This window comes from Bradyrhizobium sp. USDA 4538, assembly GCF_024171045.1.
In the GTDB taxonomy this organism is placed as follows: domain Bacteria; phylum Pseudomonadota; class Alphaproteobacteria; order Rhizobiales; family Xanthobacteraceae; genus Bradyrhizobium; species Bradyrhizobium australafricanum.
In genome coordinates this window covers 5,046,375-5,068,762 of sequence record NZ_JALJZE010000001.1, presented here as the reverse complement: position 1 = coordinate 5,068,762, position 22,388 = coordinate 5,046,375, and the positions used below count along the sequence as shown (strand labels likewise).

13 protein-coding genes and 1 tRNA gene are annotated in these 22,388 nt (G+C 62.0%); 5 read left to right on the top strand and 9 right to left on the bottom strand.

Annotated features, from left to right (window positions below; genetic code table 11):
• Positions 1-217: 217 nt before the first annotated feature.
• The 5 genes from J2R78_RS22950 to J2R78_RS22930 form a co-directional block, all read right to left on the bottom strand.
• Positions 218-481 carry a hypothetical protein gene (locus J2R78_RS22950; protein WP_253606940.1) on the bottom strand — a complete coding sequence of 88 codons (264 nt, stop codon included), beginning with the start codon at positions 479-481 and terminating at the stop codon, positions 218-220.
• Between the two features lie 175 nt (positions 482-656).
• A complete protein-coding gene (locus J2R78_RS22945; protein ID WP_253609885.1) occupies positions 657-2,201 on the bottom strand; it encodes an ABC transporter permease/substrate-binding protein in 1,545 nt (514 codons plus the stop codon).
• A gap of 40 nt (positions 2,202-2,241) precedes the next feature.
• Entirely contained in the window at positions 2,242-3,069 is an 828-nt protein-coding gene (locus tag J2R78_RS22940; protein WP_253606939.1) for an ATP-binding cassette domain-containing protein, read from the bottom strand.
• A 124-nt stretch (positions 3,070-3,193) separates the two neighbouring features.
• Entirely contained in the window at positions 3,194-4,132 is a 939-nt protein-coding gene (locus tag J2R78_RS22935) for a class I SAM-dependent methyltransferase (protein ID WP_253606938.1), read from the bottom strand.
• Between the two features lie 787 nt (positions 4,133-4,919).
• Complete coding sequence (locus tag J2R78_RS22930; RefSeq protein WP_253606937.1) at positions 4,920-5,984, bottom strand: transporter substrate-binding domain-containing protein; 1,065 nt, start codon at positions 5,982-5,984, stop codon at positions 4,920-4,922.
• 1,576 nt (positions 5,985-7,560) lie between these two features.
• Between J2R78_RS22930 and J2R78_RS22925 the strand changes: the two genes are divergently transcribed.
• Genes J2R78_RS22925 through J2R78_RS22915 form a run of 3 tightly spaced genes read left to right on the top strand, consistent with a single transcriptional unit; the run spans position 7,561 to position 16,726 of the window.
• Positions 7,561-11,448 (top strand): AAA family ATPase, encoded by a 3,888-nt coding sequence (locus tag J2R78_RS22925; RefSeq protein ID WP_253606936.1) that lies wholly within the window; start codon positions 7,561-7,563, stop codon positions 11,446-11,448.
• Complete coding sequence (locus tag J2R78_RS22920) at positions 11,445-13,655, top strand: FAD/NAD(P)-binding protein (protein ID WP_253606935.1); 2,211 nt, start codon at positions 11,445-11,447, stop codon at positions 13,653-13,655. The genes J2R78_RS22925 and J2R78_RS22920 overlap by 4 nt, the downstream gene beginning before the upstream one ends.
• An 11-nt stretch (positions 13,656-13,666) precedes the next feature.
• Positions 13,667-16,726, top strand: a complete 3,060-nt coding sequence (locus J2R78_RS22915) for an NAD(P)-binding protein (protein ID WP_253606934.1) — start codon at positions 13,667-13,669, stop codon at positions 16,724-16,726.
• Positions 16,727-17,005: 279 nt separating this feature from the next.
• Here J2R78_RS22915 and J2R78_RS22910 read toward each other — a convergent pair.
• The 4 genes from J2R78_RS22910 to mnmA all read right to left on the bottom strand — a co-directional run bounded on the left by J2R78_RS22910 (position 17,006) and on the right by mnmA (position 19,531).
• Positions 17,006-17,082: transfer RNA gene (locus J2R78_RS22910), tRNA-Met, on the bottom strand.
• A gap of 116 nt (positions 17,083-17,198) precedes the next feature.
• Entirely contained in the window at positions 17,199-17,567 is a 369-nt protein-coding gene (locus tag J2R78_RS22905; RefSeq protein ID WP_253606933.1) for a hypothetical protein, read from the bottom strand.
• 53 nt (positions 17,568-17,620) lie between these two features.
• Positions 17,621-18,259 carry a class I SAM-dependent methyltransferase gene (locus J2R78_RS22900; RefSeq protein ID WP_028333443.1) on the bottom strand — a complete coding sequence of 213 codons (639 nt, stop codon included), beginning with the start codon at positions 18,257-18,259 and terminating at the stop codon, positions 17,621-17,623.
• 75 nt (positions 18,260-18,334) lie between these two features.
• Complete coding sequence (gene mnmA, locus J2R78_RS22895) at positions 18,335-19,531, bottom strand: tRNA 2-thiouridine(34) synthase MnmA (protein ID WP_253606932.1); 1,197 nt, start codon at positions 19,529-19,531, stop codon at positions 18,335-18,337.
• A gap of 343 nt (positions 19,532-19,874) precedes the next feature.
• On the opposite strand from mnmA, the gene J2R78_RS22890 reads away from it, so the two are divergent.
• Positions 19,875-21,482: a flagellar hook-length control protein FliK gene (locus tag J2R78_RS22890; RefSeq protein WP_253606931.1), complete on the top strand. Its 1,608-nt coding sequence runs from the start codon at positions 19,875-19,877 to the stop codon at positions 21,480-21,482.
• A 10-nt stretch (positions 21,483-21,492) separates the two neighbouring features.
• Positions 21,493-22,206 carry a flagellar hook assembly protein FlgD gene (locus J2R78_RS22885; protein WP_016844363.1) on the top strand — a complete coding sequence of 238 codons (714 nt, stop codon included), beginning with the start codon at positions 21,493-21,495 and terminating at the stop codon, positions 22,204-22,206.
• The last annotated feature ends 182 nt before the right edge of the window (positions 22,207-22,388 follow it).

Here is a 22,388-nt window from a genome sequence, read left to right as displayed (position 1 = left end):
CGGAAGTTGGCTGATTGCGACACGCACCGCTGTCGGGATCTAAGGGACGCTTTTTTGGTTAGGGCCGATGCCCAAGCGCATGACGCAGGTCGAGATTCGTCGTCGCCTTCAGGACGACCGCCGCAGACGAGCGAGCGGAGCATCGCCGCCCCCTCGGCCAGCGCCTTGATCGCGTCTACCGCCCAGGACCCCGGGACTTAAAACAGCGTCTCGAACTTCAACGAGCGACCGTAGACGGAGATTCAGGAGTTGCGCTGTTGGGCGCGTCATTCGACTGTTCGGCGGCAACGACGGAACGAATCTCGTCGATCCGTCGACACGCGCGGATCGCACACTCTCTCAACTCATCGATCGATTGCGTTTCTGCCCGCGTCTTTTCAACCGCTTCGATTTGCGAGTTGAGGGCTGCAAGTTCTGCCTGGAGCAGTTCAAGCAGCGATTGGTTGGAACCAACCGCCCTTTCCACTCTTTTTGCCCGCATTGTCATCCCCAAATACGGTTGTACATTCGTGACAACGATTCGTGGCTTCATTATGAATCACGCTGCCGAAGTGATCGTTCATTGCGTGACGCGCCATTTCGTTCGCGACCTCGAGCGCGCCCCATCGGCGATGGTCGAACCCCGAACGAGAACGCCCCTGATCGTGTTCTCGTACTTATCGCGACTGCAAATGCACGGCCTTTGCCAAGGCTCGCGCCGCCTCTTCCGGAGAAGCCTTGTCCGTATCGCCGTCGACCATGAGGTTAGCGGCGCGCATCGCCTCAACGGGCACCGAGCCGACAAGCGGAACAAGTGCTCGCTTCAGCCGCGCATCGGCGGCGCGCTTTGGCGCGATGAGGATCAGCGCATCATAGGAAGGTATCGCATGCTTCGGGTCAGCCAGCACGAGCAGATCAAGCGCCGCGATACGCCCGTCGCTGGAGAACGCGGAGATGACATCGGCCTCGCCGGCCTCGAGAGCATGATACATGATCGTTGGATTGTACGAGCGTCGCGTTCTGAACGACAGACCATAGGCATCCTTAAGCGAGCGCCATTCCGGTCGGCCCAAAAACTCAAGGTCATCGCCGATGGTGAGTTGAGGTGCAACACGAGCAAGATCGGCAATCGAGGTGACGTTTAATTCCTGCGCTCTCTCCCGTTTCATCGCGAGAACGTAGGCATTTTCGAAACCAAGCGCACCGAGTACCGTGACACCCTGCTCCGCTTTCATCCAGCGGACGATCTCCGCCTGCATCTCCTCGCGCCGTGGCATATCGGTGCGACCGATAACGTTGCGCCAGAGCGTGCCGGAGTAATCGACGTAAGCATCAATGTCATTGTGAGCCAGCGCGCGAAAGGCGATAGCCGAACCGAGCCCGTCCTTACGCGTTACGCCGACCCCTTCGGCCTTCAGCCGGTCACCCATCAGGTCCGCCAGAATGAACTGTTCGGAGAAGCTCTTCGCGCCGATGACATAGGTTTCTGCTTCGTTCGAGAGCAGCGGCGCGAAACCGGCGAGCGTGCCGAGAGCAAGCCCGGCGATGCCGAACACCACACGCTTCCTGCTGCGTTCAGACGCCCCTGTCTCCACGAGACCGAGACAGAAGTCGGTGATCAGAGCAAGCCCGGCCGCGGCGATGCAGCCGAACAGCACGGAAACCCAGTTCTCGGTTTGCAACCCCGTAAAAATGTAATTGCCAAGGCTGGTTTGGCCGACGGGCGTGGAAAGCGTGGCTGCTCCAATCGTCCATACGGCTGCAGTCCGCACCCCGGCCATGATGACGGGCGTGGCGAGCGGCGCCTTGACGCGCGTCAGAATCTGCTGAGGCGTCATACCAACGCCTTCTGCCGCTTCGACGATAGCTGGACTGACGCCATTCAAACCAACCACACTGTTGCGCAAGATCGGAAGCATCGCATAGAGCGTCAATGCGATCAGCGTCGGCAGGAATCCCAGTGCGGGGATACCGAAGCCGAAGAGCCGTGCCGTCAATGTCGAGAGCGCAAGGAGCAATGGATAGAACAGTGCGAGCAACGCAAGTCCCGGTATGGTCTGGATCAAGCTGGCGATGGCAAGCACCAGCCTGCGTAGCCATGGTCGTTCCGCTGCGAGGGCAGCCAGCGGCAGGCTGACGAGCAGTCCAAGCGCCAGCGCCGTGGCGCAAAGTACAATATGTGGTGTGAGATAGGTGGGAAGCAGGCGCCAGGCGTCGAACAACGCGTCTAATCGGGCACTGGAAAGCAGCTCTGCGCCGGCATCAGGCACGAGCAGGTCCGTTCTTGGTCGCAAGCGCGGCGATGCGTTCCGCTTGACGTCGCGGGACTTCCATCAAGGCGGTCACGTCCGGATCGTCAGAACCAGAGCCCATCATCAACGTGTGCGGCGTATCGTCCGCGAGTACGCGGCCGTTCTTCATGACGACGATTCGATCAGCCATCAGCGCAGCTTCCTGGATGTCATGGGTGACCATCAGGGTCGTCATGCCGAACCGGTCGTGCAGCTCGCGGTAGGAAGAACCCAGGCTGTCGCGGGTGACAGGATCGAGCGCACCCAGCGGCTCGTCCATCAGAACAATGCGCGGTCGGGCGGCGATTGCACGCGCGACGCCAACCCGTTGGCGCTGACCTCCGGACAACATGTGCGGAAAGCGGCCGGCGTAATCCTGCGGCAAGTCCACCATATCCAGCATTTCGGCCACCCGCGCTTTGATCTCGCTCGCCTGCCAGCCACGCAACCTGAGTGTTACGGCAATGTTGTCGGCAACGCGCATGTGCGGAAACAAACCGATCCCCTGAAAGACGTAGCCGATGCTCCGCCGCAGCATCGGCGGTTCGGCTTCGCTTACAGGCACTCCGTCGATCCTGACTTCTCCAACGTCAGGATCGACCAGTCGATTGATCGTCTTCAGTAGCGTGGTCTTGCCGGATCCCGAGCCGCCCACGAGCGCGACCAGTGAACCCTGCTGCACGTCGAGCGATACGTTGGAAACAGCAACACTCCGCCCCCCATCGTAGGATTTCGATACAGCATCGATCTCGATATACGGCACGGAATTGGACGGATTCGAAATCGGCGAAGCTGTCATGGACAGGGCCTCCCTGTAGACTGCAGAACTGGCAGAAAATGACCAAGCAGGCGTCAGGGCATGATTCACTTGGAGGCACAGGTCCCTGGGTCACACCCACGCCCATCTTCGGAAAGCGAGTCCGTCACGGCTCCAACGCGACCTGCAAGCCGTCGTCGCCCTCAACATGGACATAACGGGGTCCGATCGGACGCCCCCTGCCGCTGGCAACAGTGACAATGTCTTCCAGGGGAGCGGCGCGCGCATCCGCCTCAGGGCGGGACAACATCAGATCGGCGTGAAACAGCCCTTCCGACTCAAGACCGGTAGCATCGATGCCAAGAGCCGCCAGGCTGGCCAAGCAACTTTCAAACTCCTCAGCATCGCGAAAACGACGCTGGATGAAAGTCGCGCCGGCAAGACGCTCCGTCACAAGGCCACGCTTCGCGAACGTCGCGGCTAGAGAATCGAACGGGAACATTCGTAGCACGAACGAAATGATCCATGGACGCTTCTCCGTCGCATCGAGAATCTTGCTGAACGTCTTCTCGGTGACGTAGCCGATGCACCCAGTCGACATGATGACATCCGCGGATCGGACAAGATGCGCGCTGTCGGTCGAGAGCGCCTCCGTTTCAAGATCTGCGACAATGCCCTGCTCAAGCAGACCAACACCCGTCGCATACCTTATCGCCGGCGCCGATACATCGAGACCGATAAATCGCGCGAGACCGACATCCGGCCAAGCCGCATAAAAATTGCGATCGAGACGCACCAATGTCTCAGAACCGATCGCCCTCATCTCGCGTCGGGCGTAGCGATGGCGCAAGCCCCCGAAAGTCAGTGGAAACCGATGCACCGCTGCGTTGATTCCGTATGAACAGCCAACATCAAGCACGGTCGGCTTGACGCCGGTTTCCGAAACCTTCGCTGCCAGAATTTGGCGCACAACCGGCTCGGCCACGTCCGGGATCATGTAATCCAAATCTCCCAGGACAGAGAAATATGCCCTGGGATCATCCAGGGCATAAATATCATCGAAGACGGCCTTGGACTGATTGATGCGCGAAAAATGTGTTTGCAACCCGGTCTCCTATTTCAACTTGCAAGCCACTCGACGGCTGCTGCGTTCAAGTGCTTGATGCCCTATTGCAGAGATTGATCGACGCACAAACCCATTGCGCTTTTTTTCAACCTCGCTTCGTGGAACTGCGCTGCGCACTGATGTGCACGCGCGTGTAACGCGGCCTCCTTTTCGAGACCATCGCCTGTTGGGGCGGCTTGATGTGCGGTCAGGATGATGTCGAAAATGCCAGTCGCTCCGGCAGAGAAAAGGATCAACTCTAGTGCTGCACGAATCAAAGCGTGCGGGCAGCCGGCCCCGATAGTCGACAATGCTGGTCAGGCACGGACGCGACGGTTGGGAAATCACGCTCACGTTGCGTGCCCGGTGGCGCCAGTCGCGGCACCGAAGAACATTTCGCAGAAGCATGGAACGCACTCGCGCCAGCACAGTTGCCGACAACAGGTTGAGACCGCGCCAATAGGAAGGCCGCTCAGATGGGAATGATTGGCCCGCGTAGTTGGCCGATGGATCGAACTCGGCCTACGGACAAGGCGCGCTGGAGCAGTTCCTCGGCAACGGCAACTCACGCACGTGGTTTGGGGGCCATGTTAGAAAATGCGCCAAGCTGCCACGCCGAGGATGAACCAAGCTTGAAGCTGATTTGGTGGAACAGCAACTCGCGCATACGCACAGGGCTATTGACGGTTTGCATCGCTCGCGAGGCCGATGTTCGGAACTTTGTCGGTTCCGCTGCAACGATGAGACTCTGACAGCGCTGAACGGACCGGGCTCCTCGCAGGTATCGTCAGCGAGATTGAGCGTTTCCAAGCGTCTCGAACACCGTCTGCTGCCACCAATCACCTTCGATTTGATCGAGTACGGCGAGATCGAGCATCGGCCGCAAGGCGCTGTCTTTGGGCAGCACGATCGCATAGCTCTCGCTGCTGAAGCTGGTATCGACGACGCGAGCCGAGGCCGGGAAGTCGCTGCGAACCATCCAGGTCAGCAACGGCTTGTCATGAACAAAGGCATCGATTGTCCCACGCCCCAGCGCGGAGAGGCCGCCTTGGATGTCCGGAAACGTTCTAAACGAAAGCCGCTGACGAGCGAGGTAGTCGGTCGTCGCGGAGTTCGCGACCGCGCCGACGCGCACGGACCGCAAGTCGTTGAAGCCGTGAACGGCGCCCTCGAGCCCTCTGCGCGTCAGGGTGGAGGTGATACCGGCGGTGAACACCGCAATCGCGATCACGGAAGCGATCATCCATCCCATTGCGACGATCCTGCCGGGGAGGGTTGTCGGCGCATTCTGAGCGGCCCCGGCTTGCGTCATGGCGATGGTCGACCACCAGAAGCTGGAGCCGAGTCCCTTGGCGCCGCCACCGAAGTGCTCCGTTTTGCGCCGTTCCAGCATCCAGATCAGGAATCCGACCGCCATTGCGAAACCAAGCAGCACCGCGACGGCCTGGAAGAATCCGAAAGAGAGAAGCGCCCGCCCGATCGCGAGCCAGGGGTTTTCGTTGACCGGTACCGCAACGCCGAGCCCGGTGTTGTAGAACGGCTGCGTAAAATCGACTTTGCGCGCACGCTCGGCAGTCACTGTGACCGCCGCGACGCCAACATCGAATCTGCCGTTTGCGACGCCGTCCAGCAAATCCGGCACGCTCTGGGTTTCGACCAGGCGAAAACGCAGGTGTGCCTGATCGGCGATCCTTTTCCAGAGCGCGATGCTCATACCGCTCCAACTCCCATCCGGCTGCTTGATGGCAAATGGAGGGGCCTGCTTGGTCGCCACGACTAATTCCTTGTCGGGCGCCGCGGCCGCTTGGGCGTGAAGGGCGCCGCAGCCGAACGCGGCCACCGCCAGCGCCAAGATGCATAACCAGACCGGTCGAATCGACGTCCGCTTGCGTTGCGAGATTGGATCTCCCGGCCTGGCGCTGTGGGCAGCCATCTCACACGACACCCCTCCCAAGTGGCGGTCGTGCAGAGCTGTCGGGAAAGCCTCGAATGAACTCATTGCTCACCTCGATGCATACCGGGATTGCCGGCCGGAGCTTCGCTACTCTCTTGGCAGCATTCGTCACACTCCTGTCCGTCAAAACAAAGGCGAAGGAGTCTTCGGCCATGTCCGGAGGGCTAACTAACCTCAGGTTGAATTTCACAACGCAGACGCTCGATTGTCGACGTTGCGGGTGACGGCATCGCTTCTCTCGATTCAACAAAATCGCAAGCATCGGCATGAGCTGCGAGGCAGTGACAAATGACACCATAACGCTCAGGATACGAGAGTTTCGGCACCATCGAGGCGTTCGCGAAGACACCCGCTGGCGTGCGCATGGTCTTTACGAAGAATGGAGCCCGGTTGGATGCTGAAGCCTCGCTTGCGGTTGTGGCGGTGGGTTGGGTCGCAGACACGAAGCGGCTGAACGTCGCGGCTAGCCTACCCCACCTACGGAGGGATCTTGGCCCGGGCTGCGGTGATGGCGGCAGGACAGCTCGGCTTGAGCATAGGCTGGCAAGCGCACCGGTTCGAGAATGTATCGCCTGCGACCCGCCAGTCGGGAGAGGTCGGGGAGCGTCGGTGACCTTCACGGGTCGCCCGTCGCAAGGGAGATTTCCGCAAATTTCGGCAAGCATCGAGACGTGCGAACGGCCCACGGAGACGGGCTGGCAGCCCCGACCAGTAAGCCGATCCTGGTCAACCCACAGCACTGAAAGCCATCCAATCCCTGCAGCCGGGCAGCACCCCGCGACGGGCAGAACGGCTAGTCCGTTTTGTTCGCGCTGATATCCCCTTCAGCGACGAACACGGTGGCCACCGCAACGAAAACGCTAGGCAATGGCGGCATTCGCGAGGTTATCCAGTCCATGCCATTGAATTTGCTTGGGATATCCCTCCTGCCGGGATCGCCACGTCATTTCCCGCTCCAGTGTTTTCAATGGGTTGAGCCTCAATTTGGAAGTCGAGCTTGTTCAGAAGGCGCAGCCTCATGAAGATTGGAAAGCCAAGAGAGCCAGTCACCGTCCTTTGGCGCGCGTTCGCGTCGCGTCATGCGCACGGCTCGGCCAGCCCTTCATCTGCACGTCGACATGCGTGTGAGTGACAAGGTCATCGCCTGTGGTCGCTTTTTTTCCGGATCACGAACGGACCCGAAGTTTGACGATCATTGTGAACCACCCCACAGCCCGCATGCAGCCGAAGTGATAAAAGGCATTTTAGACATTGGACAAGACCGCTGACGGTCTCCGGCGGTCCGAGAACCGCAGGTTTGTTGATTTTCTCTCCAAGACAGGGTTCCATTCCGGCTCCATTGAGCCGAGGTCGTGCAATGCCTGCCGGAGCTGTCGCGAGGGAGCAAGCCGCCCACACGCCAAAATGGGTGAATGCACGCCTCCGGTCTCAGGAGTGGTCCAACAACCCTCGCGCGGACGCCCGGACCGCGGCAGTGCTGCTTATCGACATTGCCGGCTTCACAGCGAAGACCGACCGCGCTGCCGGCGACGGCGCTGAAAGCCTTACCTACTTCATCAACGATTGCTTTGCGATACTGGCCGACGTGATTGATTCAGAGGGAGGCGACATCGTCGCTTTCGCCGGTGACGCCATTCTCGCGATTTGGGTCGATCCGGACGCTGCCGTCGCTACCGCGCAGGCCGTGCGCTGCGGCCTTGCGCTGCGACAGGCCATGACCGCCGGGCCGGGCCGAGAAGCGATCAGTGCGCGCACGGCGGTGGAAACCGGCGAAGTGTTCTTCTGCAGGCTCGGCGGCTGGCAGGACAAATGGCACTATGTTGCAGCCGGAGAACCCTTTTATCGCATCGGCCTCGCTTATCAGAAAGCCGCGATCGGCGACATCGCGTTGTGTGCAAACGCCGCGCGGCTGTTGACGGGCTCGTGCGAACTCGAGCCCATGCCCTATGGAGCACGGCTCCTTGGAATGAACTCGCCTGATGCCGTCGCACCGATAGACCGCACCATCTTCGGAAGCCACACGGGCAAGGCCGATGCCAGCGACTGGGTCGGCGAGTTTCGCACGCTCACAGTGGCGCGGGTCGGCCTCCCCGATTTCAATTTCGATGATGATTTCTTGACGAGACTGCAGGCCTTCGTCGTTGACGTCCAGCAAATCGCCGAACGGCTCGAGGGAACCGTTCATCAGGTCCTGATGGACGACAAGGGCCTGACTCTCACGCTCGTCTTCGGATTGGCTCCGCTTGCCCACGAAGACGATCCCTTCAGGGCAGTCGAGGCGTGTCTGCGCCTCCGTCGCCAGCTGGAAGCGAAGGCCATTCCGATTTCTGTCGGCCTGGCGACCGGCCGCCTGTTCTGCAGCAATTATGGCGGCCTCCATCAAAGGACATTCGGGATTTTTGGGCAGGCGATCAATGTGGCCGCGCATTTCGCCGAGGCCGCACAGGGCGACATCGTCTGCGACGCCACGACGGCCCAGGCCGTCGGGCGCAGGATCGTGTTCAATCTGCTGCCACATCTCCAGGTCAAGGGGACGGGCGCATCGATGCTGGCGTTCAGTCCGGCGGCAGTGACCGACGATTTCCATGCTCCACCCCGGCGCACCATCATCGACCGCATCAGCGAAACCGCGATGCTCAGGAGCTGTCTCGACGGTCTGAAGACGGGAACCGGTAAGCTCGTCCTCATTGCAGGCGAAGCCGGCATCGGAAAATCGCGCCTACTCGAAGACTTCATCGGATCGGCGCAGGCCGACAATCACGCCGTCCTGGTTGCAAATGCCACGGCGATCGAAAGATCGACGCCCTATTTCGTGTGGCGCGCCGTATTGCGGCAGATCTTGCAGTTTGAAGGACCGGGCGACGGACCGCGGGTTCGACGCGAATTGTCGGAAGCGCTGCTCGAAAACGAGTCGCTGCTGAATTGGCTTCCGCTGCTCGAAGAAGTCATTCCACTGGGATTTTCCGAATTCGCCTTCACTGAACAGATCGTCGGCTCGGCTCGCGCGAGCGCGATCGAAGAACTCGTGATCTTCATCCTTCGCCGATCGAGCGTTCGCATCCTCCTGATGGAGGACGTCCACTGGTTCGACGGCCCCTCGATCGAACTGCTTGGCGCCGTCGCGCGCCGGCTTTCGGACTTCCTGATCGTGGTTACTCAGCGGACCCAGACGACAGCGATCGCAGAGCAGCGTCTTGCCGTCGAACTCGCCTCATCGCTGCAGCTGCGGCTCGACCGGCTGTCGCGCGACGACGTGCGGCTGCTGGTGAAGCGGCGCCTGAGATCGTCCGAGGTTCCGCCGGAACTGGTGCGATATGTCTACGGTCATGCCAGTGGAAATCCGTTCTTCAGCGAGGAGCTCGCGCTCGCGCTCAGGGACACTGGAAAGATTCAGGTTACGCGGGGGATATGTTCGTTCGATGAACAGAGCCTCGCCGATTCCAGTATCTCGCTCTCGACCAGCGTTGAACGCGCAATCGTCAGCCGGATCGACCTGCTATCGCTCGACGACCAGCTGGTGCTCAAGGCCGCCAGCGCAGTCGGCGACGCCTTCTCCTCCGAGCTGCTGGATCAAATCGTCCCGGAGTTGTCCGCTGCCACCAAGGCGGAATGCATCCGCCGATTGATCGAATTTGACTTCCTGCAACTCGATCGCGATACGCGGCCACTTTCCTTTGTGTTCAGGCACTCCATAACGATGGAGGTTGCCTATCATGTCTTGTCTTTTGCGCAGCGAAAAACCCTCCATCGGCGGATTGCCGGCTTCATCGAGCAGCATCACGCCGAGGAGCTGCAACCGAATTATGCGCGCCTGGCAAGGCATCTCGAGCTTGGCGGCGAGCCGTTGCGGGCGATCACTTACCTCGAGCTTGCGGCGCAACAGTCGCGCAACAACTCGGCAAATCGCGAAGCGATCCGTTACGTGGAGAAGCTATTCGATCTCACGCAGCGCGAAGCAATCCAGATCGGACGCAGCCGCAAGGCGGCTTGGGAGGTCATCCTCGGTGACGCTTGTCACGAATTGTCGGACTACGAGAGCTCCGCCAACCACTACCACCGCGCGATGGAGTTGCTTGGTCATCGTCTCCCGGTGAGCAAGACCGAACGAATCGGCGCGCTTGTTCGCAACGCCGCAACCCAGTTGAGGTTACGGTACACTTCGTCGAAACAAGTGGCCCTGGCTGAGCAGGACAGGTCCGACATGCAGCGCGTCGCTCATATGCACGAATTTCTGTCGGAGCAGTATTTCTACCAGAATGACTCGCTGGCCGTGCTCAACGGAACCCTGGCCTCGTTGAACCTGGCCGAAAAATGCGGCGCGACCCCGGAGACGATTCGAGGATACAGCGCGCTGGCGCTCGGAATGGGGATGTCCGGCATGGTGGGGATCGGTCGCAGCTACGCAGCGCGCGCGATCCAACTTGCGGAAGGTTACGGCTCGCTGCCCGAGATCGCGCGGGTCCGACTCGTGCTCGGCGTTCTCTCTTATGGCCTCGCCGAATGGGACAATGCCGAGGCGCATGGCGAACATGCAAGACGTTGTTACGAGCGCCTGGGAGACCGAAAGCGTGCGCAGAACAGCGAGACGATGTTGATCTTCATCGCGCTGTTGCGGGGATATATTTCGCTCGCCGACGAGCGGCTTGCCAGGCTGTTCGCGGAACTCTCCGACGATTCCCCGCCGCAGATCCGCGCTTGGAGTCTTTCCTTACGGGCATTGATCGACATCACCCGGGGCGGGGCCGATACCGGATGCCTCGACAAACTGAAAGCGCTGGCGGGCCAGCGGTTGATCCGCACGGAACAATTGCTTTGCACCGGCGTGGCCGCGGCCGGCTACCTCGAGCGCGGCGAGGCCGCGGTCGCCCTGGAGCTTGCGGAACGGGGACTTCCGATCTTGCGCGAATGCGGCGTTGTGTGGGGCGGATATGCCTTCGGGCCGGCAGGAATCGCCGATGTCTTACTGAGCCATTGGGAGCAAGCTTCCGGCGCAGTCTCTTCGAACATTCAAAGCCAGGCGAAGCTGGCGTGCCGGGAGCTTTCCCGGCTGGCTCGAACATCGCCGATCTGCCGTCTCTACAGTCTGTTAATGAACGGCCGATTGTGCTTCCTGACCGGTCAACCGGCGCGGGCGCTCGAGAGTTGGAAGCGCGCCGCCGAAGTGGCCGAGCTGCTGCAAACCCCCCGCGAGCAGGCGCAGGCGATCTATCGAACCGGCCTTGCGACCAGCGCGAGCGATCCTGAGCGTGAGTCTCGCCTGCGGCAGGCGGCCGACATCTTTGAACGCCTCGGCGCCGCCAAGGAGCTCGCCGAACTGAAACGTGTCCATCCATCGCCGTCGTCGCAATGGAGACAGGCTTGAGCCAGCGCCGCATCATCATCGTGGGCGGCGGAATGGCGGGACTTTCCGCCGCCTATCAGCTCAGCCTTACATCGGAATTGCGCAAGCAATATCACGTCACGGTCTATCAGCTGGGATGGCGGCTCGGAGGCAAGTGCGCCAGCGGGCGCGATGCGCAGGGCCGCAACATCGAGCATGGCCTGCATATCTGGTTCGGCCACTACCTGAACGCTTTCCAGATGTTGGCTGAGGTTTACCGAAACTTGCCGCGGAAGGGAGCGAGAGTCGATTTGAACACCTTGATTCTCCCACAGGCTTACACGCCGATCGGCGATCCCGATGGGGCCAAGCCGACCGTGTATGACGTCAACTTCCCGACATCGAAGAAAGTCGGTATACCCGGCAGAGAACCGGCTGACCTCAGCATCGCCAATTGTCTGTCGCACGCGATAGGGCTGTTGATCGACTTCCACGACTATGCGCTCGGGTCAGACTCGCCGATCGTCAAGCTCGACGAAGTTTCGATCGAAACGATAAAAATGCGCGACGACCCGCGGTTTCCCCCCTCAAGACTACTCGGTGTGGTGACGGCAAGGACCTGTCTGGAGATTGCCTCGGCATGGCTGTTGCATCTCGACGAAGACATGATCTCGTTTGGCCCCGCGGACATGGAATTAGTCCGCCGGGTGCTTCAGGGCGCTGCTGGCGCCAGTTGTCATATGACCTTTGCGAATACCGCAGCCGGTCACTTGTTCGACCAGGCCTTGCGACTAGCGTGGCCGCTGGTGGACGGCATTTTCGACGACATCGTGATTGAGCAACGATCCATCCAGCAGATGGACGGCGAGGACTTTCGCCGCTGGTTGGTTCGTCATGGCGCCGAGCCCTTACTGGTCAAGCAGTCGCCAATGGTGAGAGCGCTCTACGACACGATGTTTCAGTATCCGGACGGAGACATCGCCAACGCGAGCTACGGCGCAGGAACCGCGGTCCAGGTCCTGCTTCGAGCACTCGGAACCTATCAGGGAGCCGTGGCGTGGGAGCTGCAGGCCGGTGCGGGCGAAGTGATTGTCGCTCCCCTGTTCGAGATACTCAAGCAGCGAGACGTCGAGTTTCGGTTCTTTCACAAACTGACCGATATCAGGGTCTCGTCGGATGGGCGATCCGTCGATTCACTGCACTTTGACGTGCAGGCGATACCGAAGTCCGGCTATGAATGGACCGTGCCGATTGGCGATGGACTGTCCGGCTGGAGCAGCCAACCCGACTGGCTTCACCTCGACGTGCCCCCGAACGGCTGCGTTGATTTTGAATCGTTCTGGTGCAACGAGCGGGTCGGCACCGACGTAAAGACACGCGTCGACGATTTCGACGATGTCGTCCTGGCGATACCGCTCGGCGCTTTCAAGAAGTTCACGGGCAACAAGAGTGTCGAGCGACCGCCCGGACCAGGCCTATCTGGCATTGAAGCAAAGCACGAGCCGTTCGACGACCTTTACAACTACAGCACCGGCTTCTGGAATATGGCGGCAAAGCTTCGCCTGGTGCCCAGCATCGCAGTTCAGCTCTGGAGCACGCGCTCGCTTGCCGGCCTCGGCTGGTCCGGACAAAAGCCCGCGCTGGTGTCAGGCCCCAATCCTCTCGACATCTGGGCGGACATGTTCCAGCTCCTGCGGTATGAGCGCCGCGACCCTCCCTACTCGCTTCACTACCTCTGTGACGTCTTCCCTTCGAAATTGTACGCAGCGCCGCAGACAAGCCGGCATGCCCAGGAGGTGGCAAATCTGCTCGCCTATCTCAAGACGTTGGATTGGCTCGAGCACAAGGCCAAATTCATCTGGCCGAAGGTGATGACGAATGGTGCGTTTGACTGGACCGTGCTTTACGACGATCAGGATCGCCACGGCTATCGCCGGATCAGGGCTCAGCACGTCAAAGCCAATATCAGTCCCTGGGACTGCTGTGTCGCGACCGCGGCCGGCACCAGCGCCTGGCGCCTGAAGACCGACGAGTCCGGCTTCAAGCACCTGTACCTCGCCGGAACCTGGATCGACACCGGCTTCAACACCGAATGCGTTGAAACAGCCGTGATCTCGGGAATGCAGGCGGCGCGCGCGATCACCGGCGCAGAGCTCGAAATTCCCGGCGAGCGTTTCCTTCACGCTACCCGACAATTTGTGTCTCTCTGTGATGTTATGCGCAGCTGCGCGCCCGCTCCCGCTGAATGAGGATCGGCCGCATGGCGCTCAGAAAGATTGCAATCCTGGGAGGCGGTGTCGCGGCGCTCAGCGCGGCGTTCGAGCTGACGGAACAGGATCCGCAGCATCAGCTGTTCGACATCACCGTCTACACGATCGGCTGGCGGCTTGGCGGCAAGGGAGCGGTCGGCCGCGACAAGGAGAAAGGATATCGCGCCGAAGAACACGGACTTCATGTCTGGACCGGTTTCTACGATAACGCATTCGAACTGGTCGACCGGCTTTATGCCGCGATGAACGATCTCGATCTCAGCCCGCCGTTCGGATCACGCGAGAACGCCTTCGAGGGCCTCGATCGATCCGTGCTCATGGAGCCGTTCAATTCCGGTTGGACTTCATGGACTATCGACATTCCACCCCATGAAGGAATTCCGGGCACGCCGCGTCCCGCAGTCTCGCTCGTCGATTTTCTGCGCTCCCTGCTCGAATGCTCGGTGCAGCAGAGCCAGTCGATCGCTGGTTTCACCGACCAATGGCCGGCGGGGACCCAGCACTCCGCCGTGGCGGCCGGAACAACCGACGGTCCGTTCAGAACGGCGCGGGCGAAGATCGATATCCTGCCGCAGGATCCCAGGGCGGTCAGCCCGAGTGACGCCGCCGAACTACAGACGATACTAAGGCATGCGCGGACTCGGCTCTGCGACAAGCCGGCGTCAGCCGTCATGTCTCGCGACCCGCGCGAGATCGTGGCGGAGGTCGCTCTGACGATCGCGATCGGCATGTTGAGCGACGGCGTGCTGTGGCAGGGCTTCGACTGCATCGACCATCAGGAGTGGACCGATTGGATGAGGTCGAACGGTTGCTCGGATTCGACGCTGGATTCCGCCATTATCCGTGGCTGCTATGATTATGTGTTCGGGTTCTTCGGTAGCCGCCACACGGATAGATACGGGAATGTCATTCCCTGCAGGAATGTGGCGGCAGGCACCGGCACCCGCATCCTGTTGAAACTGCTCTTCACATATCGCGGGTCGTTCTTCTACCTTCTCAAGGCGACCATGGGCGAGCTGCTGTTCGCTCCGCTCTACCAGGTCCTCACGAAACGCCATGTCAAATTCGAATTCTTTACCAAGGTCGAGCACATCGGACTGTCTCAAGACAAAGCTTCGATCGAGTTCATCGACACCACCGTGCAGGCGACCACCCACTCCGGCAATTCTTACGATCCGCTGATCTGGATCGGCGCAGATGGCACAATCCCGAGCTGGCCTTCCCATCCAGACTACTGTCAGCTGGTCCAAGGACAGGATCTGCGGGACCAAAGAATAGACCTGGAATCGGCGTGGACGAAGTGGCCCGGCGTCGCCCCTCCCCGAAAGCTGCTGCGAGGGAGGGATTTCGACGATGTCGTGCTCGGCATCGGCATCGGCGCATTTTGCACGATATGCAGCGACCTGATCTGCCACACGCCCGGCTGGCGAGAGATGGTCGATGCCATCAAGACGACGGCGACGGTAGCCTTTCAGGCATGGACAAACGTCGGCATGCGAGAGCTCGGTTGCAAGCAGGATCGAACGGCTCTTTCGGGATTCGTATTGCCGCTCGATACCTGGGCCGACCTCAGCCTGATGTTGCCACTGGAAAAATGGCCTCACCCGCCTCCCAAGGGGTTGGCATATTTCGTTGGCTCCCTGGTCGACGATCCCCTGAATCCGCCGCCCCCGTTCTGCAAACACAGTTATCCGGCCAGGATGCTCGCGCGGCAAAGGCGAAGGATGCTGCACTGGGTCGAGAGCAACCTTCACTTCCTATGGCCCGGAATTGAAGGCCCCGGCCATGCCATTCGGTGGGAGCGATTCTTCGACTATCGTGCTTATTCCCCCCCGACTCGAAGGCGGTTCTTCGCGCAATATCCGAGGGTGAACATCAATCCCTCGGACCGATATGTGCTATCGGTTCCCGGCAGCGTGTTCAAACGCATGGAGGCCGGCAAGTCGGGGGTCGACAATCTCTTTCTCGCCGGCGACTGGGTTCGTACCGGTATTAATGCGGGTTGTATTGAAGCATCGGTCATGGCGGGCCGCGCCGCGGCAGCCGCAATTGCAGGAGTAGATATTGCCATGCCAAACGCCAACGACTTCGACGACGTTTCGCTGCCAACCGCCTTGTTGCCGGCATTGGACCTGTTGCGCAAGCTTGCCACTAACGCCGTCGCCGGTACCGGCGAAATCGAGGCGTTTTGCGTCGTCCAACAACGGCCGCGCTGCGAACTCGAGAAGATGCTACCCGATGGGCTGACACTCCTCGAACCTCCAGCGCCCCACAGCACGATCAAGACAGCGCATCACGGCGCGGCGTCCGATGCAGAGGGCAAGACGGAAAAGACACCGGAGATTATTCCCGAGCCACCGCATCATGTCGTCCTGATCTTTGCCCGGCAACGCAACGTGCGTCCAGGACCACTACCCTTCGGCGGCGCGCACTACCTCGAAATCGCCCAGCTGATTCCCGACGTTATCCATAAGAACGCACCTTCATTGCAGAACGTCCTGTTCAGCTACATGCCGCAATTGTTCGTGAGCTCGCTGGCAGCCACGTTGATCGGCCAGAATTTTTACGGCTTCAACAAACAGGTCGCACGAATCCAGGATGATAATGACTCCTTCTCCATGCGAAGCTCATCCGGCACCATAAGAACCTGGTTCGAGCGCGACGGCGTGCCCGGTGGCATCGACAGCTATCTCGCCATCAAGCAACTCCGCGACAAACTGGATCAACCTCTGGTGGGCGTCCAGCCGGATGGCAATTTCATCTACTCGATGCTGAAATACGGTCTTGGCGGTGCGGTCGTTCAACCCATCAAAGGCAAGATCGCGCTATCCTCGCCTTTCGCCCATAAGGCAGAGGAGATCGAACTCGCACCGATCTCAAAGCCGCCGCAAAAGGACGACTCTTGGGGATTCCGGTTCATCGCGCCTTGGACGCTCAGCCTGCCCTTCAACTTTCCGGCGGGGCAGCCGAGTTCGAGCGCAAGAAATCTGGCGAGGGCCACCGGCGAGTACAGCACGGCATTGCTGGGCCGTATCTTGGTACGACGCTGACGGCCTGGAGGCTTGGCGCCACTAATTCGCTCAATGGTCGCCAAGGCACCGCACTCGTACGAAGCTCTTAGAATGACGACCGCCATCAAAACGGCGAGAGTCGAGCATGAGGATGCAGCGGCTCCGACCCGACAGCTGAACACCAGGCAGCCTTTCACTCGCTACTCGTGCCTTGGCCGCAGAGCGCGCCGGCCCCCGAGCTGGCGGACCGCGTGGAAAGCACCATCCCTTTGGAGGCTGGATAAGGCGGTGAACCGCGACGGTATGACGAATGCCGCATGGTAGCGGGGGAGGGACTCGAACCCCCGACCCCAGGATTATGATTCCCGTGCTCTAACCAGCTGAGCTACCCCGCCATGGGCTCGCCATCGGCGGCTGGTGAGCCGCGGGTGCGAACGCGCGGCATATAAAGAGTGGCATGCGCGCCTGTCAAGCAAACCCGGACGGGGCAGCAACTTATTGCAGGCAGGGGCTATTTCGGCCTGACCGATGGGTCGCCACCGGGGCTGCCGGGCGGCGGAATCACCGGCGTGTTGCCGCCTTGCGGGGTCGGCGCACGCATTTCGGGATCGACACCGGCCGGCGGGCACAGCACGCCATCGGATTTGGCGAGCTTGTCGCCCAGCGGCTGGGCGGCCTGCCCGGTCGTGGTTCCCTCCGGCACTGCAGCACCCGGATGCGACGGCTGCTGCTGCGGCGCGCAATTCGTGGCGGCGCGCTGCGGCGCCGGCGGCGCGGTCTGTGCCGGCGGCGTGGCTGATGTCGGCGGCGCCTGCGCCGCGGCAACAGCGGGTGCCAGCATCAGCACACAGGATAAAGCGAGTGTTCGATTGATCCTCATGACGAGAAAACCGTGACGGCGCGCCGATGTTCCCTCGCAAAATCGCCGCAACCTCACGATTTGCGGAAGCGGATCAGCGAGAAATGCCCCATCGGCGGCATCGGGCGGCGCTCCGCAAGGCTGACCCCGCCATGCTTCGCCGCCCAATTGGTCAGCCGTTCCCACGGAAACTCCGGACGCCAGCCGAGCCGCCGCGCCAGCGGCGCGAAGGCGAGCTCGAAGACGCGGCGCGGGCCGCTCTCGGCGCCGATGTGATTGACCAGGATCAGCTCGCCGCCGGGCTTCAGCACGCGGATGAAATCGTCGAGCGTCGCCTCGGGATCCGGCACCGCGGTGATGACATATTGCGCGACCACCGCGTCGAAGAACGCATCCGGAAATGCGAGATTCTTGGCGTCCATCACCGCCAGCGCCTCGACATTGCTGAGGCCCTGCGTGCGCACGCGCTTGAGCGCCCGCCGCAGCATCGGCTCGGAAATATCGACGCCGCATAGTTTTGTGGTGCGCTTGTATTCCGACAGCGAGAGCCCGGTGCCGACGCCGACGTCCAGCACGCGGCCGCCGATCCGGTCGGCTTCCGCGATCGTCGACTGACGGCCCTGATCGAACACCTTGCCGAACACCAGATCGTAGATCGGTGCCCAGCGGCCATACGCCTTTTCGACCCCTTCGCGGTCGATGTCCCCAGCCATTCCCCTGCCCCGACGTTACTCTTGTTTGCGCATGATCGTCGCGGAAAACCGGTCCCCACTTTTCCGGATCATGCGCTATCCGCGAACCGCTTCTGCAAGCGGCGCCAACGCGTCCTGCGTCGCGGTCCGCATTGCGCGGCTGGCGCTTGCACTTCTGATGAAGCCGCCGCCGAGCACACGCGCCTGCCCGGAGGCCGCGTCGTAGAACACGCAGGCCTGGCCGGGCGACACGCCCTCCTCGCCGGCGACGAGCTCGACCTCATAGCCGCCATCGACGGCGCGCAACCACGCCGGCTGCGGCGCGCGCGTCGAACGCACGCGGACATAGATCTCGATGCCCTCGCCGATCACGCGATCCAGCGCGCCGTCGCCGATCCAGTTGACGTCGCGCAGCGCGATGCGATCCATCCGCAGTGCCTCGCGCGGTCCGACCACGACACGGCGCGTCGCCGCATCGAGCTTGACCACATAGAGCGGGCTGCCGGAGGCAATGCCGAGCCCCTTGCGCTGGCCGACGGTGAAATGAACGATGCCCTGGTGCTGGCCGATCACATGACCGTCGAGATCGACGATATCGCCCGGCGCGATCGCATTCGGCTTCAGCCGTCCGATGATGTCGGTATAGCGGCCGGTCGGCACGAAGCAGATGTCCTGGCTGTCCTGCTTGTCGGCGACCTCGAGATCGAAGCGCCGCGCCAGCTCGCGGGTCTGCGGCTTGGTCATGTCACCGAGCGGGAAGCGCAGGAAGTCGAGCTGCTCGCGCGTGGTCGCGAACAGGAAATAGCTCTGGTCGCGATCGGCATCCGCGGCACAGACCAGCGAGCGCGATCCGTCGGCAAGCCGCCGCGAGGCGACATAGTGGCCGGTTGCGAGCGCCTGCGCGCCGAGCTCGCGCGCGGTCGCGAGCAGGTCGCGAAACTTGACCGAACGGTTGCACTCGATGCACGGCACCGGCGTCTCGCCGAGCGCGTAGCTGTCGGCGAAATTGTCGATCACCGATTGCTTGAAGCGGCTTTCGTAGTCGAGCACGTAATGCGGGATGCCGATCCGCTCGGCGACATTGCGCGCGTCGTGGATGTCGCGGCCGGCGCAGCAGGCGCCCTTGCGATGGGTCGCGGCGCCATGGTCGTAGAGCTGCAGCGTGATCCCGACCACGTCGTAACCCTGCGACTTCAACAGCGCAGCCGTCACCGACGAGTCGACGCCGCCGGACATGGCAACGACGATCCGTGTGTCTTCAGGGCGGCCTTCGAGATCCAGACTGTTGAGCATCTTTAAGCGGTCATTGGTCACTGTCGCGGCGAGCTTAGACGCTCCGCGACGATATTGGAAAAAACCTTTTGTCCAGAGAGCCTTAGAACACATCCAAGGCCGGTTCGGTCGGTTCGGACGCGTTGGAGGCCACCTTTAATATAGGCCGTATTCCGGTGAGGCAATCCGCGGAAGCCGTGCCGTGCCGCGCCTGGACGGCAAATCTTGCCGCCGGGCAAAAAGGAGACCTGCCGGGAACCCGCTCCAGCCGACCAAGGCAGCCCCTAACCTTCTGAAATAACTCATTATTTATTGCCGTCCCTGGTTGGCCCACTCCTTGCTGACAAAACGCCGGAAGTCTCATTTGCGAGGGTTGGCAGTGGTCAGCGTCACGTCGGAAGCATTGGCAGGCCGGTCTTTTCAGGGCGCGACGCAGCGGTCGGCGCGGCCCGATCCCGCTTCGCAGGCGGGGAACGACGGCTTTGCCGCGCTGGTCGACAGCAACACTGCGTCCGCAAACGACAGCAGCCGCTACGACTCCCAGCCGGCGCCCTCGCGGCGGTCCGACGATCCGCCCTCGACGACCGACGCACGCCCCCGCGACACCAGCACGGGCCCCGACAGGACGTCGCGGGATTCCGGCAGTTCGCGCGACGACAACAAGGTCGACAGCGACGCGCCGTCCAAGACCAAGTCGAAATCGAAATCGGACGACTCGAAATCGAGCTCCGATGCGAACTCGACCAGTGACAAGCCGGACGCGACGCTGGCCGCTGCGCAGCAGGATCCCGGTGCGGCAACTGTGAATGCCGTGATTGCTCCTGTTGCCGCGACACCGGCGACCGCCCCGACACCGGCGGCCACCGCGCCGTCCGACCAGCCGGCCGCACCGCTCGCGATCGCGGCGGCGGCCATCGCGGCAAGCTCGGCCATCGCCGGCACTGGTGCCGCTGCCGGCACCGGCGCGCCTGCCGGCGCCGACACCGCAGCGGCGGCGGCCACCACAGCGAACGCCGACAAGGTCGCCAAGGCGGCCGGCGTCAAGACCGACGCGCAGATCATCACCACCAGCGATGCGGCAACGGCATCGGGCGCAGCGACAGCAACCGGCGATGCGACATTCGCCGCCGCGGTTGCCGCCGGAACGCCCGCCACCAAGACGACGGCGCAGGCCAAGACACAGCTCACCACGAAGGACGCGACGGCGACGATGCCGGCCGACCAGGACGGCGCCACAGCGGGCAGCGCCAACACCGCGCAGGCTGCTCCGACCAACATCGTTCCCGCCGCCGCGCAGCCGGCCGCCGTTGCCGGCAAGGCAAAGGCCGCCACCGACGGTGCCGCCGATGCCATCAAGGCCGACGCGGGCGGCGACGGCAATGCCGCGCCGACACCGGCGGTCGGCGGCCACGCCGCCGCGCAGACCCAGCTCACGACCCCCGATCCCAGCGCGCAGGCAGCGAACGCACTGCAGCCGCAACCCGCGACCACCCAGACGACGCCGTCTGCGACCGCACAATTGACCGTGACCAACGCTGCGCAAAGCGCCGCCGTGCCGCTCAGCGGGCTTGCGATGCAGATCGCCGCCTCCGCCAAGAGCGGCAAGAGTCGCTTCGAGATCCGGCTCGACCCCGCCGAGCTCGGCCGCATCGATGTCCGCATCGATGTCGATCGCAACGGCCAGGTCACCTCGCATCTCACCGTCGAACGTCCGGAAACGCTGTCGATGCTGCGCCAGGATGCCAACCAGCTGCAGCGCGCGCTCGACAATGCCGGCCTCTCGACCGGCAATGGCGGATTGCAGTTCAGCCTGCGCGACCAGTCGCAGTCAGGCCAAAACAACAATGGCCAGTCCAATCCGAACGCCCATCGTTTGATCGTCACCGAGGAGGACAGCGTTCCCGCCGCAGCGGCGGGCCGCTCCTACGGCCGTGCAACCGGCGCCCTCGGCGGCGTCGATATCAGAGTGTAAGGAGTTCACCATGGCAGTCGATGCAACTATGCCGACGCCCGTCGTCTCAGCACCGGGCACCAGCAACGGAACGAACTCTGGAAGCAGCAGCGGCAGCGGCCTGACGACCTCCTCGCAGGGCATCGCCGACAATTTCCAGACCTTCCTGACGCTGCTGACCACGCAGTTGCAGAACCAGAACCCGCTCGACCCGCTCGACACCAACCAGTTCACCCAGCAGCTGGTGCAGTTCGCGGGCGTCGAGCAGCAGCTGAAATCCAACGATCAGCTGAAGTCGCTGATCGAGATCGAGAAGAGCGCGCAGTCGACCCAGGCGCTGGTCTATGTCGGCAACACGGTCGCGGTCGACGGCAGCAAGACGCAGTTCGACAAATCCGCGACCTGGAATCTGGTGTCCCCGCAAGCCACCAGCGCCACCATCACGATCACCAGCGCGACCGGCCAGACCGCCTATTCCGGCAATTTCAGCCTGAAGCAGGGCAATGCCAGCTTCGTCTGGGATGGCAAGGGCAATGACGGCACGCAATGGCCGGCCGGCACCTACACGCTGACCGCCACCGGCAAGGATTCCAAGGGCAACCCGATCGCCATCTCGACCGAGGTGCAGGGCGTCGTCGACTCCGTCGACCTGACCGCCTCCCCGCCGCTGCTCTCGATCGGCGGGCAGACCTACACCACCGACAAGATCAAGCGCGTGGTGCGCGGGGCGACTGGCTCGAGCTGAGCACATTGCCACGATCCGTAGCTGCGCGTTGAGCGGGCGACCGCGCACACCACACTGTATCGTCGTCCTGGCGAAAGCCAGGACCCATATGTGGACGGCCCCCGTGGCACAAGAGCTGTTTGGTGAGATCGGATCGCTTGCATCCATATGTCCGGCCTGTTGGGTGCGATCGAATGGATCGC

What these genes read in the sequence shown, in the direction of transcription:
- J2R78_RS22950 (WP_253606940.1), bottom strand. Translation starts at nt 481, where the DNA reads ATGCGGGCAAAAAGAGTGGAAAGGGCGGTTGGTTCCAACCAATCGCTG.
- J2R78_RS22940 (WP_253606939.1), bottom strand. Translation starts at nt 3,069, where the DNA reads ATGACAGCTTCGCCGATTTCGAATCCGTCCAATTCCGTGCCGTATATC.
- J2R78_RS22915 (WP_253606934.1), top strand. Translation starts at nt 13,667, where the DNA reads ATGGCGCTCAGAAAGATTGCAATCCTGGGAGGCGGTGTCGCGGCGCTC.
- J2R78_RS22905 (WP_253606933.1), bottom strand. Translation starts at nt 17,567, where the DNA reads ATGAGGATCAATCGAACACTCGCTTTATCCTGTGTGCTGATGCTGGCA.
- J2R78_RS22900 (WP_028333443.1), bottom strand. Translation starts at nt 18,259, where the DNA reads ATGGCTGGGGACATCGACCGCGAAGGGGTCGAAAAGGCGTATGGCCGC.
- mnmA (WP_253606932.1), bottom strand. Translation starts at nt 19,531, where the DNA reads ATGCTCAACAGTCTGGATCTCGAAGGCCGCCCTGAAGACACACGGATC.
- J2R78_RS22885 (WP_016844363.1), top strand. Translation starts at nt 21,493, where the DNA reads ATGGCAGTCGATGCAACTATGCCGACGCCCGTCGTCTCAGCACCGGGC.